The following is an 18,968-nucleotide window of genomic DNA, read 5'->3' on the forward strand; positions in this document are numbered from 1 at the left end:
TAAATATAGTACTATAGAGAAGTGGCAAATAAATAATAAAAAGCATGGTACTACATAATAATATTTTTCCATGGGTCTTCATATTGAAGATTTAGAACTCTTCAAAAAAATATTATCGATAGATGGGCAGCTGGTTATTCAAGCACTTAATATAGACTCTTTTATATATCACGATATTATAGGTAATAGGAAATATGATTCTTTTTTTGAAGCATCATATAATTACTTAAATGATAGTAAACCAGCAATCATGCCTTTAGTATCTGAATAAGAAAAAATATTATCCTATTGTTGAAGAATTATGTAATGAATCTTTAAAGGAAAAAACATCATCAATAATGATATATTTAGAAAAAGAATCTGATAATCACCCTCTACCTAGATGGGAATATGAAGAAACTTTAGAATATTATTTAAAAACTAGAAAAAATTATGATAAGCCTAAACCTAAACCCGAAATAGAAAGAAGCGAAGATGAACCTAATTTAAATTATGCAGAATTAGATTTAAAATATTATGAAGAATCTTTAGACTATTACTGAAAGGTTATAGGGTAGGGTAATAAAATTTCCCTCTCACTTGACATTATAATAATAGGCAGCTATCTTAAGTGTAAAATTAAAACAGGGTATTTATGATAAGATATTTAATAATTTTATTTGCTTCTATAGCTTTAATTGGCTGTACCGGTCAAAAAACTACAAAACCCAAAGAAGTAGTAGAGCTTGACGGTGATCCAAGCTATGCAATTATGCAAACAATCGATAGTACCAACAGAAATATCGCTAGCACTACTTCATCTCTTCCGAGTACTCCGGCTAGATAGAAATGCTTGCTATTATTTCTTCTGCTAAAACTCTAAATTTCGAGAAGTTAGCTCCCAAGACGGAGCTGACAACTCCAATGTCCCTTACGTTAACTAATCAATTACTTTCTACACTCCAAAGCTATTCTGAGAATCAATTATCGAAAATAATGAATATAAGTGCAAAACTTGCACTATAAATAAAGAAGTAAAGTGGCTATTTTTGCTTATGCAGGAGATGTTTTTAATAATATACATATAGAAAAATTAACTAACCACGAATTAAATTTCCTGCAATCACATTTGCTTATTATATCAGGACTTTACGGAGTCTTAAAACCGCTAGATACTTATTAAGCCGTATAGATTAGAAATGGCAACAAAATTAAATGAAATAAATTTAACAAACTTTTGGCAAGATGAAGTCACTAATTATATTAATAAAATTCTTGCTAAACAGGAAAATAAATATTTACTCAACCTAGCATCACAAGAATATTCATCTGTAATAAACTTAAATATCAATTAGTTAACGTTCATTTTAAAGAAAATAGGAACGCTAAATTATCAACAATCGGTATAAATGCTAAAAAAACTCGGGTGGCAATGGTCAAGGTTATTGCTAACAACTTAATTGACTCACCTGAGCTACTTAAGAATTTCTCATATTTAGGTTATGCATTTTTAGTACTAAATACTCATCCGATAACGAATTGGTGTTTATTAAGAGTTAAAATAGCAGAGGTGAAATACCAATAGAGAAATGCTTCAAGTTATTAATTTTAATTAAAAAATTAGTATTTTCTTTACAAAATAGTGGATTTACTTATATAATATATGCCTATTTATTAATAAGTATTTATTATGATAAAAAATCCTAAATCTTCAGCAGTCTCAAGTTTAAATCAAAAAAGTCTTTAAAATTTAATCCTATAGCATTGTCACACAATAAAATAATAGATTGTAGCGGGGGAATGAATAGAACCATTAAAAAATGTAAAAAGTTCTATAGATGCCAGTGCAGAAATAGCAACAACTCTTTTAAACTCTTTAGATAGCAAAACAACAAAAAATTGGGTATTCCACAAGTAACAAGCCTAAAACTTAATACACTAAAAACTTTATTTGATAATTATGAATATAAAAATATTCAAGAACATAAAGTGCTGCAAGCAAGAACCCTTAAGCAAATATCATGTTGCATTAAAAACGAATAAAGAAATTAGCATTTTTATAAGCCCCAAAACTTATAGTACTTCTATTGTAAATAAAGAACCCGAAACTATTAATTTTATAAATATTTTCTTCAACTTTAAGGGATGATCACTGCTATACATTGCAGTATAATGAATAACCATGTGGAAGTAGCAGAAAAATTATTTATAGATATATTGTCAAAAGCAAATATAGATTTAAATTTAATATATTCCCAATACGAATTTCAAATTCATAAAGCTTATACCAATACTTTATTTGAGTTAATCAATCAGTTTATATCAAAATGGAGTATGGAGATAAAATTATTAAAGATTTAACACCTCATATAAAGCATTATTACAATATTACCGCTCTCTACCATGTTAATTAATAATAATCACTTAGATGAAGCTAAAGAATTGCTTACGGCAGCACTTAGCAATATCACTATAGGATGATCAAGTAAATGCCAAAGATATAGGTTGGTGTCAGTATAACTTAGGAGTTGTTTATTATAAAACTGGCCAGTTAGAACTTGCTATAAAATATTATAATAGTGCAATAGATAGGGTTGGTTAGCTGAAGAGGAAGAAATCATATATAATTTATGGGCTATCTATGGTTATCACTCTGATTCAAAAAATATAGAAAATTTACTAAATAAAATGTTTGAAGGTAGCCTTAAAGTTTTACTAAAATTAGGTCGAGACTTAAATAATATCACCAATGAAAAATTAGAGACAATGAATTCTAAAAATTTATTACCACGTTCAAAGGTTTGAGCGTTATAAATATACTGCTCTTTCAGATGAGAGAAAAATTGCACAAAAAATACGTTTAGCAAAGGATTTAAATATAATAATTAAAAAAACTGATGTCAATAATACTGATGAGTTACTTGTACTTTCGGTTGCCATTTATACAAAACAATTGGATATAGCACGTAATATATTAAATAACATTCCTAACAACATTGCTATTTATAAAAGTTTAAATTTATCTACTTTAGCAGCTTTTCCTGATCCAAATTCTATAATTTATAATGCAAATACATTAAAAAAAGAAGAAATAACAGAAGTCCTTAATGCTGCCAGCATCTCGTTAATGGCAGAAGATGCAAATGAAGAAACTTTAGAAATTGGAATAAATGCTGCTTTACTTAAATAATGACATAAATAAAGCTAAGGAATATGCAAACCAATTAAGTAAGGAAAAACAAGAAGAAATTTTTACAAATGATTTTGGAGAGGTTAATGACGCAGAGGATTTAGATCAATTATTTAAGCAATATGATGCAAAAAAATTCATCAGTATTATCAGCTTAAAAAAACAATAGATTCATATATTAAGTCATAAAATTATTCATTATATCACTTCATGGAATATTCCAGAGAAAGGGTATATTAAAAATACTGAAGCTACAATCCCTTGCAAGAGAATACTTCAGCATGGCTGCCGTGTAATGATTGTCATGAAATTTGGGATTTTAATGATATAGCAAGTAGTTTTAGTAATTATAATCCAAAATTAGATGATTTTTTTGCTAAAAGTGCTGAGCTAGTATTAGCTGAAGGATTAAGATTATATCATGATAGCAGAGACATCAAAAAGCTAATAAATACTATTCTTTATGCAAATAATAAAGAATTTGTTAGGATCTTTAAAAATAGTGCTACTTGTCACTGAATTCCAGCCTACGCGGGAATGACATCGAGCAGGTTTCTGGATTCATGCAATAAGGCTAGCTTTTTATATCCTCAATAGGATCTTTAAGTTCTTGGCATGCTTCGCCTATTAATTTAGGTTCATCATTCCAAGATAAATTATTAATATTAAATTTAGTTAAGTCAGGATAATGTGGAGTCATTGTACCATGAATAGAATAATTTAAAGCTCATGTCATTAAAGAGTTAATAGCATCATTTTTTTGCTTAGTAGAGTAATACATATTACGCATATTTTCTGAATACGTAGCTATATCAGCTAAAGTGCTGCCATTAACGTCATCACGTGAATTAAGCTTAAATTTTATTCTCCCATTCTCGTCTTCAATAGGAATTATTATGCTATATTTTCCTTCAATGCTATTTTGCTTAGACATAAAATCCTCATAACAATTATTAACCTTGAGTTAATATATTAAATTATTTAAAACTTCAAGTAAATATGTAATATATTTTATATGACTTTCCTCGTAATGACATTAGAATACCACCATCCTAGAATAAATATCACAAGACTCACCATCGTCCCTATAAACACTCCTCTAAGGTTGAAATATTGCAACGATAAAGAATAATATTCCCATATTAAGAAGGTAGCTGCTCCGCCAAGTGATGATAAGACCATTATAGTTTTAGATGTTCTGATACCAAAAAGCGTTGTTATTAACAGTACTAATATTACCGGTCCCCAGAAACCAGTGAAGAATACTACTAAGTCAATTACATTACTAAATTTTAAAGCTACAATTATTGCAAAACTTCCTATTATAACGTTAATAATGCGAACAATTAATAATAATTTTTGCTGATTTTTAACCTTAAAAATAGGATTGATTATATCTTTAACAATAGCTATAGAAGTAACGTTTAAATCAGAATCAGCAGTAGACATAACGGCAGCTAAGAGTCCGCTCATTACTACCCCTTGAATTAAAGTCGGGATGATTTGGTTGATTAAATAAGGTAATACTAAATTTGACGGTTGGTTTGGATAAAGCTTATAAGCAATTAAACCATTTAAAGTAATGCAAATCAAGAAGAAAAAATATATAGCGGATTTTGCATATATTGCTTTAGTTGTTTGCGTAGGATTTTTATTAATTAAAGCTCTTTGAATAAATGTAGGATATAGATTCATGACGCTAAAGCTTAAAGCTGCTGCAATTGTATAAGAAAGTAGATTGCTCTGATCAAAATTTGCATTTTCCGTAGGTAGGTTATTAATAAAATCTACAAAACCGATTTTATTTAAACTGATAAAAGTTATGGTTGGTATAGCGATTATCATCGCCAAAAATTGTAGTAAATTAGTAAAAACAATAGATTGTAAACCGCCTATTGTAGTATATATAAGTACTATACTATAACTTAAAATTACCCCATTTACATAATTTATTTCTAAGATATATTGAAAAATATAGCCGCTTACGCTTATTTGAGCAGCCAAAAACCCCACTGAAACGATAACCGAACTAACCCCTCCGATAAAACGACCTATATTGCCGTAATATGTACTCAGGATATCGCCGATGCTTTCAGCTCCGTAATGTTTGGCAATTAAAGGCACTATATAGATTGCAATTAATATATCTATAGGTATTGTAAGTATAAGAGCGTAAGCATAATATTCATGCCCCAAAAAAGCCTTTTCCATAATGCCGAAAGTGGTGGCTCCTCCGACAGAACTTGCAAATATCGTAGCTATTAATAATAGCTTACTATTTTGCGCTTTACTTTCAACATTTGCATAGTTCTTAAAACTACTATGTTTAGCTCGGTAATATATACCAATAAGTAGAATAGATGTTAGGTATATGAATACGATAATATTATCAATAGGTAAATTAAACATAAATTAGATTTTAAAGCTCAAACTTAGCATTTGTTCACAATATATATTTAGTCAAGAATGCTAGATTTATAATTATGTGCCATAATCTGTTCCAAGAAGTTCAGTATCCGGTGTCCAAATATCTTGGTTGGGATCATATTTATATATTTTACCGTGGGGTTTAATTTTTTTGCAGTAGTTTTTTTCTTTAGGAGATAGTTAGCGTTTGATTGAGTTGTAGTTTTTATATTTTTACAATATTTATATATTTTAAAAATACCTATTTTAAGTTGCGGCATAATTAACCTTTATTTATGTAAAAAATAAAATCATTACTAACATTAATCAATAATTATTTCAAATAAAATATAATAAAAATTAATAAGTCAATATTTTTTAAATTAACCTATATTAAAATAGTTCTATAGGTCATTATTTAGTATGTTTAAGAAACCTATTCATGTACTTCACCAGCTAATTCAAGTCCCAACTCTTCAGGATTTTCATCAGCAACCACAACAATTTTATTTACAGTATCATTTAATTTTTCTATATCTTTAGTGGTAACAAGAGAATTATCTATTGTGCTAGAATTATTATTTTGAGACGCTATTGCAAGGCTTAAAAAAGCTTTTAATTCAGGTTTGTCATCGGGTACTAATTCTATTAGTTTTTTATCTCGGTGATCTGCTCCATATATTATTAGTAATTTAACCATTTCTGTGTAGCCTTCATGAATAACTAATTGGAGAGGTGTATATCCATCTAAATCTTTTAACTCTGTTGAAGCTCCTTTTTCTAGTAAAAAAATTCAGCTATATCATAAAGTTTGCAGTAAACAGCCTTATGTAGAACTGTATGATTAAACGAATCTTGAATATTGATATCATCACCTTGATCTAAAGCCTTTTTTATAAGATGTTTTAGTTGAGCGGTTTGAAAAAACTTGGATTGGTAAAAAGAATATGCTTCGTAAGTGATATGAAACTGTTCGAATAGTTTATCTAGTGTAATGTAGCCGGAGTCTTGTGCAGAAGATGAAGATATCAGTGGTACTTCTTGAATGGCCGATAAACTAATGCTAGGGATAAAATTGGAAGAAGAAATAGGAATTAGGGGGCGTCTGCTCTAGTAAGGTAACATCCAGACACCATACCTGCATCATAAGAAGATGTTTGTTCTGTTATTAGAGTAGCCATGTTCGTTTCTATTTCTCTAACTTTAGCCATAAAATTACTATAATCATTTACCTTAAATTAATATATTAAATAATATGAATTTTCAAGGTGAAAATCACTTAAAAAAAATCCATAAAATCATTCGATTAAGCTTTGTTGTGTGGTTCGATGTCATTCCTGTATGGCGTTGTTATGTGGATCAATCCCCCCTCTGTTATCCCGCGACTTGATCGCGGAATCCATTCTAAAATACTAATATTAGTATTTTAAATTATTTTTTTGGATACCGTGGTCAAGCCACGGTATGACATCTTAATAATTTAACTCATCCTTATTAAAAAACCTTGACTCCTTGATATTCCTATAATATCCTATAGTTCCCCATCAAATCCCAAATTAACCCAAATTATACCAATGAATGTATTTTTATCTAAGTATGTAAATGGTGTTGATAAAAAGAATAGGGTGTCGGTGCCAGCGAATTACCGTGCAGTACTAGGGAAAGAATTATTTAACGGTGTAATTGCTTATCCGTCGATTAGGAATAATTGTATAGAGGTGTGCGGTATTTCGCATATCGAGAAATTAAGGCAGATGATAGAGACGCTTGATCCTTATTCTGAGGAGCGTGATGCGTTTGAGACTATGATATTCGGGGAGGCTGTACAACTTTCCTTTGATGGGGAGGGAAGAGTTATATTGCCGCAATCTTTAATGAAGCATGCAGGAATCGAAGAGCAAGCATGTTTTGTAGGTAAAGGGGTGATTTTTGAGATTTGGCAGCCGCAAAATTTTGAGAAATATTTAAATGCCGCTCAAAAAATTGCTCATGAAAAGCGGTTAACTCTAAGGAATGCTCATTAATGATACAATCTCACGTGCCTGTAATGCTAAATGAAATGTTAGAGGTCTTAAGCCCAAAAGATGGTGAGTCTTATTTAGATTGTACGTTTGGAGCAGGAGGATATAGCAAAGCAATATTAGAAAGCTGTAACTGTTATGTCATAGCCTTGGATCGTGATCCAAACGTGATTAAAAGAGTCGAAGAAATTCAGCAAAATTATGGTGAGAGATTTGATTTTGTAGAAACGAATTTTGCGGATAGTTTTGCAAAGCTTAAGGAAAAAAAATTTGATGGGATAGTGTTGGATTTAGGCGTTTCATCAATGCAGTTAGATATAGCAGATAGAGGATTTTCGTTTTTGCATGACGGACCACTCGATATGCGTATGAGCGGGCAAGGGCTTAGTGCTGAGGAGTTTGTAAATACGGCAGAGGAAAAAGAGCTAGCTGACGTAATTTACAAATATGGAGATGAGAGCTTTTCACGAAGAATTGCTAAGAGAATTGTAGAATATAGAAAAACGGCGAGAATTGATAGTACAGGCAAGTTAGCCGAGATTGTTAGAAGTAGTATAGGATTTAGAAAAGGCAAAATTGATCCTGCAACTAAAACCTTTCAAGCCATTAGGATTTATGTAAACGATGAGCTTGGGGAGTTAGAGCAGTTTTTAGTGAATGTAAAAAATATATTAAAGAAAGACGGACGTTTAGTTGTGGTGTCTTTTCACTCTTTAGAAGATAGGATAGTTAAGAATTTCTTTAAAGAAAATTCGGAAAAGCCGGTAGTAAGATCAAAATATGCTAAAGACAACATGACGATTGATCCAAATAAATGGCTTAAGATTATTACTAACAAAGCTCTAGCATCGTCAGATAAAGAAGTAGGGCTAAATATTAGAGCGAGATCGGCAAAACTGCGAGCAGCAAAAGCGATATATGAGTAATTAATTATGAGTATAAGAAAGCTTCACTATTTAACATTATTGATAACAATTATAGCAATATGTAGTTTGTTTAGCATAAAGGAGCGAGTCTCAACTCTTGATTATCAATTAAGTAGTGTTGTAAAACAGATAAATAGTGAGAATAATAATATTCATATTTTAAAAGCAGAGCAAGCTTATCTACTTTTGCCGGCTAGATTGGAAAAACTTGCGGCGGCTTATTTAAAATTAGAAACAGTTAAATCTTATCAAATGATAAAAGATCCGTTAGGGCCAAATATCGATCAAAATATTAAATTTAATCATAATATTAGTATTTCCAAGAATAGTAAATGGCGTTACAAAAGAATTACAAATAATAAGTATATACAGACTGTTTCGAGTAGAGTGAAGGATACTCGATGAACTTCAAAAATTGGCTACGTCATCCTACAAGCACTGCGGTACTCACGTATTAAAGTATACGCTCTGTTCCTCGTCTTGTCGATTCCTTGCTCTTTTTGAAGTTGATCTTCGTATCTTGGTAGGATTGTTGCATGGCTTGGAAAAAGCGTTCGATGTCATTCCCACGTAGGCGGGAATCTAGGGTAAAGCGAGATAAATCGAGCTTTTCAAAAAATAAGTACTGGATTCCCGCTTTCGCGGGAATGACATAAGGATTGTAGAAATATTAGTGTTTGAAACACCATAAATAACATAATGAAACAAATTTTGGGAAAATGGAAACCTGCAATTAAAAGTCTAATAATTTGGAATGTTTGTAGTAAAAATATAAAAATCCGATTATTAATGGTTATTTGTGGCTTTTCTTTTCTTTTTTGTACTTTATCTTACAGATTGATAATCGTTGCTACGAATGTTTACGATAAAAATATTAATTCCTTTAAAAAAAATCATCAATTTAGAAAAGAAATAGTTGATCGAAACGGTAATTTATTAGCAGTGAACCTACCTTCTGCCTCATTATTTGCTAATCCACAAATAGTACTTGATCCTGAAACTTCCGTAAAAAAGCTAGCAGAAATTCTACCTGATATTAATAAAGCCAAATTACTTGCAGAACTTAAGTCAAATAAAAGCTTTATATGGGTAAAAAGGGATTTACTACCTAGTCAGCAAGAAAAGATAACTAGCCTTGGGTTACTTGGTTTTGAATTTGAAGAAGAGCAGAAACGAATTTATACCTTTTCTAATTTATTGTCGCATGTTGTCGGTTATGTAGGTAGAGACTCAGTAGGGCTTAGTGGCTTAGAGCTCGCTTATGATAAGTATTTAACTAATTCTGATTATGAATTAAACGAACCAAAGAATCGGAAAGAACCGCTTCAATTATCTATTGATATCAGATTACAAAGTATTTTAAGTGAGGAGATTGATAAAACTTTAAAGCAATTTAAGGCCATAGGAGCAGTAGGCATTATTGCTGATCCAAATAATGGCGAGATTTTAGCATTAGTAAATAAGCCTGATTTCGATCCGCATTATCCGAGTTTAGCCAAACCGGAAGAGCTGTTTAATATAGCAAGTCTCGGCATTTACGAAATGGGTTCGGTGTTTAAGGCATTAACTATGGCAGTCGGCTTTGATACCGGTGCAATAAATATGAATGATGCTTATGATATAAGCTATATGAAAGTAGGAGGATTCCAGCTTAAGGATTATACGCCAAGGCAAGGATGGCATAGTGTACCTGAGATTTTTCTATATTCTTCAAATATTGGCACAAGTCAAATTATGCTTGAAATCGGTAAAAGCAATTTTAAAAAATACCTAAAGAAATTAGGTCTATTAGATCAGTTACAAATAGAATTACCTGAACGAGGTACTCCGTTATTTCCTTCCGAGAAAAGATGGAATGAGTTAACGAGTGTTACTATGTCGTATGGCTACGGCATTTCGATTAGCCCTTTGCATTTTGTTAGAGCAATGTTACCGGTTGTTAACGGCGGTACTTTATATGATCTTACTTTATTAAAAAGAAAGGATGAAAAAGTAATAGGTACAAAAGTTTTTAGTGAAAATACCTCTACCCAAATGAAGAAATTATTTAGATCGGTAGTAAAAGAAGGTAATGGTAAAAGAGCAGAGGTCAAAGGCTATCTTATTGGCGGTAAGACCGGTACGGCAGAAAAACTTTCACAAGGGGCAGGGGGAAAAAAGAAATATCTAAAAAATAGTAGAGCGTCATCGTTTTTAGGTATGTTGCCTGCATCTAACCCGCAATATATTATTTTTATTAGATTTGATGAGCCGAAACCGACTAAAGAAAGCTTTGGCTTTGCAACCGCAAGCTGGACGGCTGCCCCTACTGCAGGTAGAGTATTTGAACGTATGATATCTTTATATGGTTTAGAACCGATAGAGCAAAGTGAGGAAGAAAGTTAAAATATTACCTAATAATTATAGATTTTGTCATTGCGAGCAGGCATTGTTGCGTAGATCGGTAAAACCTACTTGATGTCATTCCCGCATAGGCGGGGATGACATAAAACGATCTGTGTAACAAAAGCCTAAATTTTCTGGCAATGACGTATTTATAAGCTAAAAAGGAGGTTTTTATGTCAAAAAATAAAAATATAACAGATAAACCTAGTATACCTATCCTACGGCTTAAGTATTTTGATCCTACGACAACAATAAATAATATTATATCAAAACAACTATTTATATCCACAAGTTCCGAGGAACAAGAAGAATTAGAGCTTAGCGGTAATGATAAAAGACCTAACCCTAGTTGTTGTGAGTTATTGTAGAATCCATATTCATTTTTTAAAACTGTACAAAAATAGAAAATTAATTTATATTTTGTATACGGTTGATATGGTCGTTGGGTGGCTTCGATTTTTCTATTGTCACCCCGTGGCTTATGACCTTACACCGGGTCCAGTAAAAATGACCACACAAAATGTTGTTTATATAGATCCTGCGATCAAGCTGTGGGATGGCAACCTAATTGCCGATCAAGCCACGGTATGACATAGTACAAAACTATATAACAAAAAACTATTTATGTTAAAGATAAAACAGGAAATATATAAAAATAGCTTACAAATAATATTAAAATTGTTGTTTGCTTTGCTATGTTTTTTTATAATATTATTTCCGTTAGTGAGTTATAAAATAAGTATTCAAAGCAGAATCTTTCCGGCGATGGAAATTATATTTATTTATTATTTTATGTCGTTATATTCCTTAAATATTTTTAGCATATTTTTTCTCGGTCTATTTATAGATCAAATAAACGGTATGCCTATCGGTACAAATTCGCTAGTTTTTTTATCGGCATATACGATTTATAAATTATCTTCAAAATATTTTGTAGCTAAAAACTATTTAATAAATTTCATTATTTTTTGCGTTTATTGTTTATTTATATTGAATTTTAAATATTTACTAATAACAATCAAGAAGCTAGAAGTAGACGGATATTTAATAATTTTCTTTCAATTTTTAACAACTATATTTTCTTATAATATAATTCGTCTTATACTTGACTCTCCTATGAATTACTTTAAAAAGTATGCTAAATAAGAAAATACTACATGGTGAGTTAATTTCACGAAGAGCCTTTATAATCGGATTAGGTAAACTCGGATTTTTATCGTTGCTTGGAATAAGAATGTTTTATTTACAGCTTATTAAAAGCGAAGAATATAAGACTTTATCGGATAAGAATCGTATTAATTTCGTTGTACTTCCGCCGACTAGAGGAAGAATTTACGATTTAGACGGCAATATTTTAGCTACTAATAAACCATGTTATCAGCTAGTAATAGATAGGAGCATTAATAATAATTATAGGGATGAATTAGAAATAATTAGTAATATTCTAAATTTATCTCCGGAAAAATATAATTATATTAAGCAAAAAATTAAAAAATCTAGTCGCCACACTCCTTTAATAATATTTGATCAGCTTGATTGGCAGCAAGTATCAATGATTGAAGAACAAAAGCATAAACTCGCTTCAATATTTATTGATATAGGTTATTTAAGGTTTTATCCTTTTTCAAGCGTTACTTCTCATTTAATCGGTTATCTTGGTCAAATAAATGAGCAAGAGAAGCGGGAATTAAATATACATAGTTTAAGCAATTTTAATATCGGTAAATCCGGTATTGAAAAATATTACGATAACAAACTACGAGGAGAATTTGGTTATAAAAAAGTTGAAGTAAACGCTTACGGTAAGCAGGTAAGAGAAATAGCAGGAACCCCTACTAAATCGGGTGAAGATATGCATTTAAATATCGATGCGTCTCTTCAGCAAAATATCCAGCAATATTTAAATCCTAAAGGTTCTTCGGCAATAGTTATGGATACTAAAACTGGAAATGTACTAATTTGTGCTTCTACCCCGGGTTTTGAATCAAATTATTTCAGTAAATTATCAGAAAATTATTGGCAAAGTTTAACGAGTGATCCTTATAAGCCTTTAATTAATAAGGTAATACAAAATTCTTATCCTCCAGGCTCGGTTTTTAAAATAATTACCGTACTTGCAGCCCTTGAAGTAGGCATTAATCCTAATAAAAGCGTTTTTTGCGACGGTAGCTCTGCTCTTGGTACTAATAGTTTTAGATGTTGGAATCATAGCGGACATGGAACTTTAGATATGATTTCTGCTTTAAAGCATTCTTGTAATATTTATATGTATGAATTAGCGAGAATAATAGGTCCAGATAAAATTTTTGAAGTTGCAAGAGAATTTGGCCTCGGCTCAAAAACTGGTATTGATTTAGCTCCTGAAAGTAGCGGGTTTGTACCGTCAAAAGAGTGGAAAAAGAAAAAATTCAAGCTTCCTTGGTCAATAGGAGATAGTTTTAATTTAGCAATCGGACAGGGGTTTTTAGGGGTAACGCCGATGCAGCTTGCAAGGTTTATTACGGCTATTGCAAGTAACGGTAAACTGTATACGCCTAGAATATTAAAAAATGATCCGGAATTTTATAATGTCAATATTAAGCCCGAAAATATCACAATAATCCAAGAAAGTTTGTATAATACCGTTAATGTTGCGGGAGGTACGGCGTATTATAATAGAATTTTAGGCAAAAATAGGCAGCTCGCTGGTAAAACCGGTACTTCGCAGGTGCAAGGCAAACTAAATGCTAAAGATGATTTAAGCCGTAAATCGATTGCTTGGGAGAGGCGTAATCATGCCTTGTTCTTAGGCTTCGCTCCTTATCACGATCCTAGTTATTCCGTTACCGTCTTTATTGATCATGGCGGAGGTGGTAGTAAAGCCGCCGCCCCTGTAGCTCGTAAAATTATGTCGGACGTGTTGGATAAGTATTTATAGCTTTTTTCAGTTTATAGTTTGTGCTATTATGTGTCGTAATGTGTTATTAATTAAAGATAGGTCACAAGATGGCAAGACTGAATTTAACTATTCCGGACGAACTAAATAATAGTTTACATAGTCAGCAAAAAACTTAGACAGATCAAAAGGGGATATAGTACGTAAAGCAATTGAATATTATCTACAGGAAATGCAAGAAGATTCAGAAGATGCTAAAATTGCTTTGCAAAGAATTTAATGCCCCTGATTTTAAAACTTACACTACTGACGAAGCTAGGGAATGGTTAAAAAAGAAAAATGTTTAAAGTTATATGAGAAAATAAGGCATGTGCAGAATTAGCTGAATTGTGCGGTATCCAGAAAACAACTTAAAATACTAATAGTATTAGTATTTTTAACTAGACCACGTGATCAAGGAACTAGGTGACAATGGCAGAACTGATCCACGCGGGTAATGGCTAGCTTTATATAATTATATCTTAACTCATATCAAAAAATACTTTATTTTAGTTAGTAGTTTGTGTTATTAATAACTAGGCCTTGCGTGCGGAAAATTAAATTAATCTATTTTTTGTTGTAAATCATAAGATTTTTTTGAAATAGGAATAACTATTATTGCAAAAATCTTATTAATTTTCTTTTACAAAACCTAGGAATTATTATAGAGGTATATATGTCTAAGAAAAAGCAGGACGATCAAATAATAAAAGAATTAGAAGAAAGACTAGCAAAACTTAAAGGCACTCCTCCATCACTTGAAGAATTAGAAGAAAGGTTTGCAAAGCTCCAAGATAGACTTTATATCCCCACAAAAAAATCTGGTAATGAAGTAGACGATCTAATTGAGCAGTTGCAATCTGAGCTTAAACTAGAACAAAAAAGTAAAAGCCTTAATGATCAAAAAGACCAAGCAATACGTGATAGGCTAGATAAATTAAGAGAAGACAGCCCTATAACGCAAAAAAAGACATCTATAGATCTTTCTTTTAATGATACTAAATCAATAATTACCGATACTATAGATGCTCAGGCAGATATAGCTAGTTCATATGCTAATCGCTCTACCGAGTTAGAGGAGAAAAAAGCATTACTCCATTTAGCTAATAATCTAACTGAAGCGAGAGATATTATTAGAGATATACCGCCTATATCTAAAGAATATGCGCCTAAACTATTAGATGTTATCGCTAGTGTGTTAGGTAAAATTTATGAAGGAATAAAGAAAATAGCTTCGCCTGCAGTTAATATTATAAAAGAAATAGGTAGTAGTCTTGTTAATTCGATTAAATCACTTCCTCAAAAATCTTCCAAGCAACAAATAAAATTAAAGAAGTTATATAGAGCATATGTTGATTTGAAAGGAATAAAGCCAAAGATAAAAGAAGAGTTTCTTAAAAAACATTATGAGCGAATTGATCAGCTACAAACTCCTAAGGAAATATTTGTAGAAACTGCCAAAATTACTAAATATATAAGGATAGCCGGAAAACAAAAGATAAATAATCTTAAACAACAACAAATTATTAATAGAATGAAGCAGCAAAGTCCTACTGCTTTTATAAATAATAATTCATTTACACCATCTAATACTCCTACTAATAAAGCAAGGTCTTCAAAGAGCAACCAAAGGTAAATGCTATGTCATTTCTGCGAAAGCAGGAATCTAGAAAAATAGACAAAATTATACCTTTAACAAAATAAGCATATAAAAAATTTTTTATATGTTTTACTAGATTCCCGCTTTCGCGGGGAATGACATAGCATTTACTGATTCATGCAACAATGTCACGCGGGGATGACATACTGAATATTCGTATAAGGACCAAGGTATTAAAAGATTATTCTACTCCTTTCATCCCGTTTGTCTTAGCTTTATCAAACGAAGTATCTTTAATTGCTGCTTCGGTAAAATCAGCATTTGTTAGGTCGGAGTTATTAAAGCCAGCCTGCTCAATTTTAGCTGATTTAAATATACTATCTGTTAATATTGAGTTTGAAAAATCTGTTTTAGTAAGTATTGCTGCAGAAAAATTCGCCTCTTTTAAAATAGAATTTTTTATTACCGTATTTGTTAGGTTAGCATTTTTAAAGATACTATTTGAAAAATCTACTCTATCAAATATTAAGTTGCTCAAGTCAAAATTTGTTAAATTCATATTTGCTAAGTGAGTTATTTTTTGCAAATCTTTTACCGAATTTATTACTATATTATTTGGTAGAATTTTGCTCAAATTATCACTATTTAAAATAATATTATTAGAAACATTAGTATTAATAAAACCGGAATACGCTTGGTAGTTAATATTATTTATTTGCGAATTAGAAAGGACGGAGTTAATAACCGCAGTATTTGTTAGATTGGAATTTATTAGAGCTATTTGGTTTAAATTGCCTAAAGTAATTTTAACATTTGAAAAATTTACGTTTTGTATTAAAGATTTAGAAAAATTTATATTATTAAATTGTCCGTTAGTTATATTTGAGTTTATTATTTCACTGCTGTTTAAGTCAGTATTAATCACTATAAATTGTTTAAAATCATTATTGCTAAAAATATTATTAGTATAGCTAATATTATCTAAAGTAATATTTGAGCCTTTAGTTTTATTAATCCTTACAAAATTAGCATTACTATTTTTTATTGATAAATTATTAAATTTATTATCGTTTAGATTCATATTATTTAATATAGCATTATCGATTTTAAAATGATTTAAAACTGAACTACTAATCGTACTATTTTGTAAATCACATTTAGTAAGGCTAATATTTTGTAATGTTGAATCTTGAAAGGAAGCGTATGAAAAGAAAGAGTTATTACTTTGTACGTTATTAAAATTTACTTCATTAAAAATACTTTGTGAGAAGTTAGAATCCTTAATTATTACTGCTGTTAATTTAGTTTGACTTAGGTCGCTAGATTCAAAATAATTATTAGTAAAATTGGTATTATTTATTACACTTTTTTCTAAATCCGTACCGTAAAATATTGAATTTGTTATATTAGTATTTTTAAAGCTATTATTCTTTAGGTTAGCTTTTTGAAAATTAACACCGTCGATAGTATTATTGCTCCATAATACATGACTAAATTTAGAATTTTCAAAGTTGACATTTATTATAGTAGTTTTATTAAAAGCAGTATCGCTAAAATTTGATTGAACAAAATTTGTATTTTGTAATATTATATTGTGAAAAATTGAACCTTGAAAGTCAGAATTATATCCGGAAATATTTTTTATTACCGAATCTGCAAAATTACTTTCTTGAATTATAGCATTTGTAAGTATTGCTTTTTCTAAATTGCTACCTGCAAAATCAGCACGTAATATTTCGCAGGAAGTTAAATCTATTCCTGATAAATCTTCATTTATTAGCTTTACTCCTATTAATTTTACTCCTTTTAAATTTGAACCGAACTTCTCTTTAAGGTTCACTTTAAGGTTTTTAGAATTTTGCGATATTATATAATTCCGAATTACCGTGCTTTGGCTATCCGTAAGTAATCCGTTCGCATCACGAGTAGATTGGGAGCAGCTGCCTAATAACAAATAAATAGTAATTATTGATATGACTTTAAGCATTTGCTTCCTCATATTCTTTTTCATTTATTCTATTTGTAGGAGGTATATGTAAGCTTAATAATTTTAATTTACGATGCAAAGCCGATCTTTCCATACCGACAAATGAGGATGTTTTTGAAATATTATTATTAAAACGACTCATTTGTGCCGATAGATATTGACGCTCAAAAACTTCTCTAGCTTCTCTAAGCGTCATAGATAACATATCAAAGCTATCTTCAAGTTTTGTAAGATTAGCGCTATTTGCTAATATTTCAGAAGGTATCATATAAGGTTTGATAATTTCATTATTACCTGTAGTTAACGGATTCATAATTAAAGTCCATTCAACAACGTTACGTAATTGTCTAATATTGCCTGGCCATTCATAGGATTGAAGAGCAGCGATAGTTTCATCGGCAAAGCTACGTTCTTTTAAACCTGAAAATTTTGAAAGTTGCTTAACAAAATATTTAACGAGTAGCGGTATATCTTCTTTTCTTTCATATAATGAAGGTACTTTTAGAGAGGATACATTAAGGCGATAATATAGATCTTCTAGGAATTTGCCGTTATTAACTTCATCTTGGATATTTTTAGAAGTACCGGTGATAATTTTTATATCAACTTTAATATTTTTTCCGCAAGGTTTTGTAATAGTTTGATCTTTAAGGAATTTTAATAATTTTACTTGGATAGGAATAGGAATATTACTGACCTCATCTATATATAAAGTACCGTTATTGGCAAATTCTAAGATAGTAGGGCGTTTATTATTATTTGCCTGCTTTTCCGATTCGCCGAATAATTCTTGATTGATTTTTTCCGTAGTCATACAGGTAGGGCTGAAAATAATGAACGGATTATTAACCCTTTTAGATTGTTTATGAATTAACCTTGCTGCAAGTTCTTTACCGCTACCGACTTTACCGTGAATCATTATACGACTGCTAGAGCTAGCTGCCTTTTCTATTTCCATTTTATATTTTAAAGTTACCGAACATCTGCCTACTAATTCAGTTTTATCTATAACCTTTGATTTTAAATCTATATTTTCACGTTTTAACTTTGTTACTTCACAAGCTCTTGTAAGTAAAATAACTAATTTATCATTATTAAACGGTTTTTCTATATAATCGTAAGCACCCATTTTTATAGCATTTACTGCTGTTTCTATAGTACCGTGACCGCTAATAATTATTACCGGCATTAAAGGATAGCGTTTTTTAATTATCTCTAAAATCCCAAGCCCGTCAATTTCGCTTCCTTGAAGCCAAATATCAAGTATAACTGCAGAGATCGGTTTTTCGGAAAGTATTTTAAGGGCTTGAGTACTATTAGCGGCAACCTTAGGGTTAAAACCTTCATCTTTCAAATTTGCAGCAATGAGATTTCGTATACTCTCTTCATCGTCTACTATTAAAACATCTAGTTGTGACATTACAATTTACCTTAAAAATATTAATACTAGGTTTTCTTGCGTACGATTTCTAATTGATTCACTATTTTACGATATTTTTTGCTGCAAATTATAAGATTTTTTTTGAAATATGAATAACTAATTCTTTCAAAATCTTATTA

General features: G+C 30.6%; 21 protein-coding genes and 4 pseudogenes. 17 read left to right on the forward strand and 8 right to left on the reverse strand.

The window, feature by feature from the left end:
• The first annotated feature begins 70 nt into the window (after window positions 1-70).
• The 4 genes and pseudogenes from AB4K15_RS04170 to AB4K15_RS04185 all read left to right on the forward strand — a co-directional run bounded on the left by AB4K15_RS04170 (window position 71) and on the right by AB4K15_RS04185 (window position 1,539).
• Window positions 71-271, forward strand: a complete 201-nt coding sequence (locus AB4K15_RS04170; RefSeq protein ID WP_032074256.1) for a hypothetical protein — start codon at window positions 71-73, stop codon at window positions 269-271.
• Window positions 272-338: 67 nt separating this feature from the next.
• Window positions 339-542: a hypothetical protein gene (locus AB4K15_RS04175; RefSeq protein WP_032074257.1), complete on the forward strand. Its 204-nt coding sequence runs from the start codon at window positions 339-341 to the stop codon at window positions 540-542.
• A 92-nt stretch (window positions 543-634) separates the two neighbouring features.
• Entirely contained in the window at window positions 635-826 is a 192-nt protein-coding gene (locus tag AB4K15_RS04180) for a hypothetical protein (RefSeq protein ID WP_014014380.1), read from the forward strand.
• Between the two features lie 2 nt (window positions 827-828).
• Window positions 829-1,539, forward strand: a pseudogene (locus AB4K15_RS04185) (YaaA family protein).
• 114 nt (window positions 1,540-1,653) lie between these two features.
• On the opposite strand, the pseudogene AB4K15_RS04190 reads toward AB4K15_RS04185, so the two are convergent.
• Window positions 1,654-1,866 (reverse strand): annotated as a pseudogene (locus AB4K15_RS04190) (hypothetical protein).
• 258 nt (window positions 1,867-2,124) lie between these two features.
• Between AB4K15_RS04190 and AB4K15_RS04195 the strand changes: the two are divergent.
• The 5 genes and pseudogenes from AB4K15_RS04195 to AB4K15_RS04215 form a co-directional block, all read left to right on the forward strand.
• Window positions 2,125-2,340 carry a hypothetical protein gene (locus tag AB4K15_RS04195; protein ID WP_500224593.1) on the forward strand — a complete coding sequence of 72 codons (216 nt, stop codon included), beginning with the start codon at window positions 2,125-2,127 and terminating at the stop codon, window positions 2,338-2,340.
• Window positions 2,341-2,479: 139 nt separating this feature from the next.
• Complete coding sequence (locus tag AB4K15_RS04200; protein ID WP_084698838.1) at window positions 2,480-2,581, forward strand: tetratricopeptide repeat protein; 102 nt, start codon at window positions 2,480-2,482, stop codon at window positions 2,579-2,581.
• 351 nt (window positions 2,582-2,932) lie between these two features.
• Window positions 2,933-3,169, forward strand: coding sequence for a hypothetical protein (locus AB4K15_RS04205; RefSeq protein WP_500224590.1), 237 nt, complete (start codon window positions 2,933-2,935; stop codon window positions 3,167-3,169).
• Entirely contained in the window at window positions 3,150-3,338 is a 189-nt protein-coding gene (locus AB4K15_RS04210; protein WP_500224588.1) for a hypothetical protein, read from the forward strand. Before AB4K15_RS04205 ends, AB4K15_RS04210 begins: the two co-directional genes overlap by 20 nt.
• Window positions 3,339-3,424: 86 nt before the next feature.
• Window positions 3,425-3,676: pseudogene (locus AB4K15_RS04215) on the forward strand (type IV secretion system DNA-binding domain-containing protein); the annotation flags it as partial.
• A gap of 67 nt (window positions 3,677-3,743) precedes the next feature.
• Here AB4K15_RS04215 and AB4K15_RS04220 read toward each other — a convergent pair.
• The 5 genes and pseudogenes from AB4K15_RS04220 to AB4K15_RS04240 form a co-directional block, all read right to left on the reverse strand.
• On the reverse strand, window positions 3,744-3,869 hold the full coding sequence (locus tag AB4K15_RS04220) for a hypothetical protein (RefSeq protein WP_500224585.1): 126 nt from the start codon (window positions 3,867-3,869) through the stop codon (window positions 3,744-3,746).
• A gap of 27 nt (window positions 3,870-3,896) precedes the next feature.
• Window positions 3,897-4,103, reverse strand: a complete 207-nt coding sequence (locus AB4K15_RS04225; protein ID WP_032074260.1) for a hypothetical protein — start codon at window positions 4,101-4,103, stop codon at window positions 3,897-3,899.
• A gap of 77 nt (window positions 4,104-4,180) precedes the next feature.
• Window positions 4,181-5,578, reverse strand: coding sequence for a sodium:solute symporter family protein (locus AB4K15_RS04230; RefSeq protein WP_032074261.1), 1,398 nt, complete (start codon window positions 5,576-5,578; stop codon window positions 4,181-4,183).
• Between the two features lie 433 nt (window positions 5,579-6,011).
• Window positions 6,012-6,275 (reverse strand): hypothetical protein, encoded by a 264-nt coding sequence (locus tag AB4K15_RS04235; protein ID WP_032074263.1) that lies wholly within the window; start codon window positions 6,273-6,275, stop codon window positions 6,012-6,014.
• A 3-nt stretch (window positions 6,276-6,278) separates the two neighbouring features.
• A pseudogene (locus AB4K15_RS04240) lies at window positions 6,279-6,368 on the reverse strand (ankyrin repeat domain-containing protein); the annotation flags it as partial.
• 781 nt (window positions 6,369-7,149) lie between these two features.
• Here AB4K15_RS04240 and mraZ point away from each other — a divergent pair.
• The 8 genes from mraZ (at window position 7,150) to AB4K15_RS04280 (ending at window position 15,457) form a co-directional block, all read left to right on the forward strand.
• Entirely contained in the window at window positions 7,150-7,599 is a 450-nt protein-coding gene (mraZ, locus tag AB4K15_RS04245; protein ID WP_014365648.1) for a division/cell wall cluster transcriptional repressor MraZ, read from the forward strand.
• Window positions 7,599-8,522, forward strand: coding sequence for a 16S rRNA (cytosine(1402)-N(4))-methyltransferase RsmH (gene rsmH, locus AB4K15_RS04250; RefSeq protein ID WP_032074264.1), 924 nt, complete (start codon window positions 7,599-7,601; stop codon window positions 8,520-8,522). Before mraZ ends, rsmH begins: the two co-directional genes overlap by 1 nt.
• 6 nt (window positions 8,523-8,528) lie before the next feature.
• Complete coding sequence (ftsL, locus tag AB4K15_RS04255) at window positions 8,529-8,927, forward strand: cell division protein FtsL (protein WP_032074265.1); 399 nt, start codon at window positions 8,529-8,531, stop codon at window positions 8,925-8,927.
• 294 nt (window positions 8,928-9,221) lie between these two features.
• Entirely contained in the window at window positions 9,222-10,907 is a 1,686-nt protein-coding gene (locus tag AB4K15_RS04260) for a peptidoglycan D,D-transpeptidase FtsI family protein (protein WP_500224577.1), read from the forward strand.
• A 173-nt stretch (window positions 10,908-11,080) separates the two neighbouring features.
• The gene (locus AB4K15_RS04265) at window positions 11,081-11,275 is read left to right on the forward strand and encodes a hypothetical protein (protein WP_032074267.1); all 195 of its coding nucleotides are present in this window, start codon (window positions 11,081-11,083) and stop codon (window positions 11,273-11,275) included.
• Between the two features lie 256 nt (window positions 11,276-11,531).
• A complete protein-coding gene (locus AB4K15_RS04270; RefSeq protein ID WP_032074268.1) occupies window positions 11,532-12,053 on the forward strand; it encodes a hypothetical protein in 522 nt (173 codons plus the stop codon).
• Window positions 12,043-13,824, forward strand: coding sequence for a penicillin-binding protein 2 (gene mrdA, locus AB4K15_RS04275; RefSeq protein ID WP_032074269.1), 1,782 nt, complete (start codon window positions 12,043-12,045; stop codon window positions 13,822-13,824). Before AB4K15_RS04270 ends, mrdA begins: the two co-directional genes overlap by 11 nt.
• A 673-nt stretch (window positions 13,825-14,497) precedes the next feature.
• Window positions 14,498-15,457: a hypothetical protein gene (locus AB4K15_RS04280; RefSeq protein WP_500224572.1), complete on the forward strand. Its 960-nt coding sequence runs from the start codon at window positions 14,498-14,500 to the stop codon at window positions 15,455-15,457.
• A 205-nt stretch (window positions 15,458-15,662) separates the two neighbouring features.
• On the opposite strand, the gene AB4K15_RS04285 is transcribed toward AB4K15_RS04280, so the two are convergent.
• Complete coding sequence (locus AB4K15_RS04285) at window positions 15,663-17,408, reverse strand: pentapeptide repeat-containing protein (protein WP_032074319.1); 1,746 nt, start codon at window positions 17,406-17,408, stop codon at window positions 15,663-15,665.
• On the reverse strand, window positions 17,401-18,828 hold the full coding sequence (locus AB4K15_RS04290; protein ID WP_032074271.1) for a sigma-54-dependent transcriptional regulator: 1,428 nt from the start codon (window positions 18,826-18,828) through the stop codon (window positions 17,401-17,403). Before AB4K15_RS04290 ends, AB4K15_RS04285 begins: the two co-directional genes overlap by 8 nt.
• Between the last annotated feature and the right edge of the window lie 140 nt (window positions 18,829-18,968).

Source organism: Rickettsia aeschlimannii, from assembly GCF_047973405.1.
Taxonomy (GTDB): domain Bacteria; phylum Pseudomonadota; class Alphaproteobacteria; order Rickettsiales; family Rickettsiaceae; genus Rickettsia; species Rickettsia rickettsii.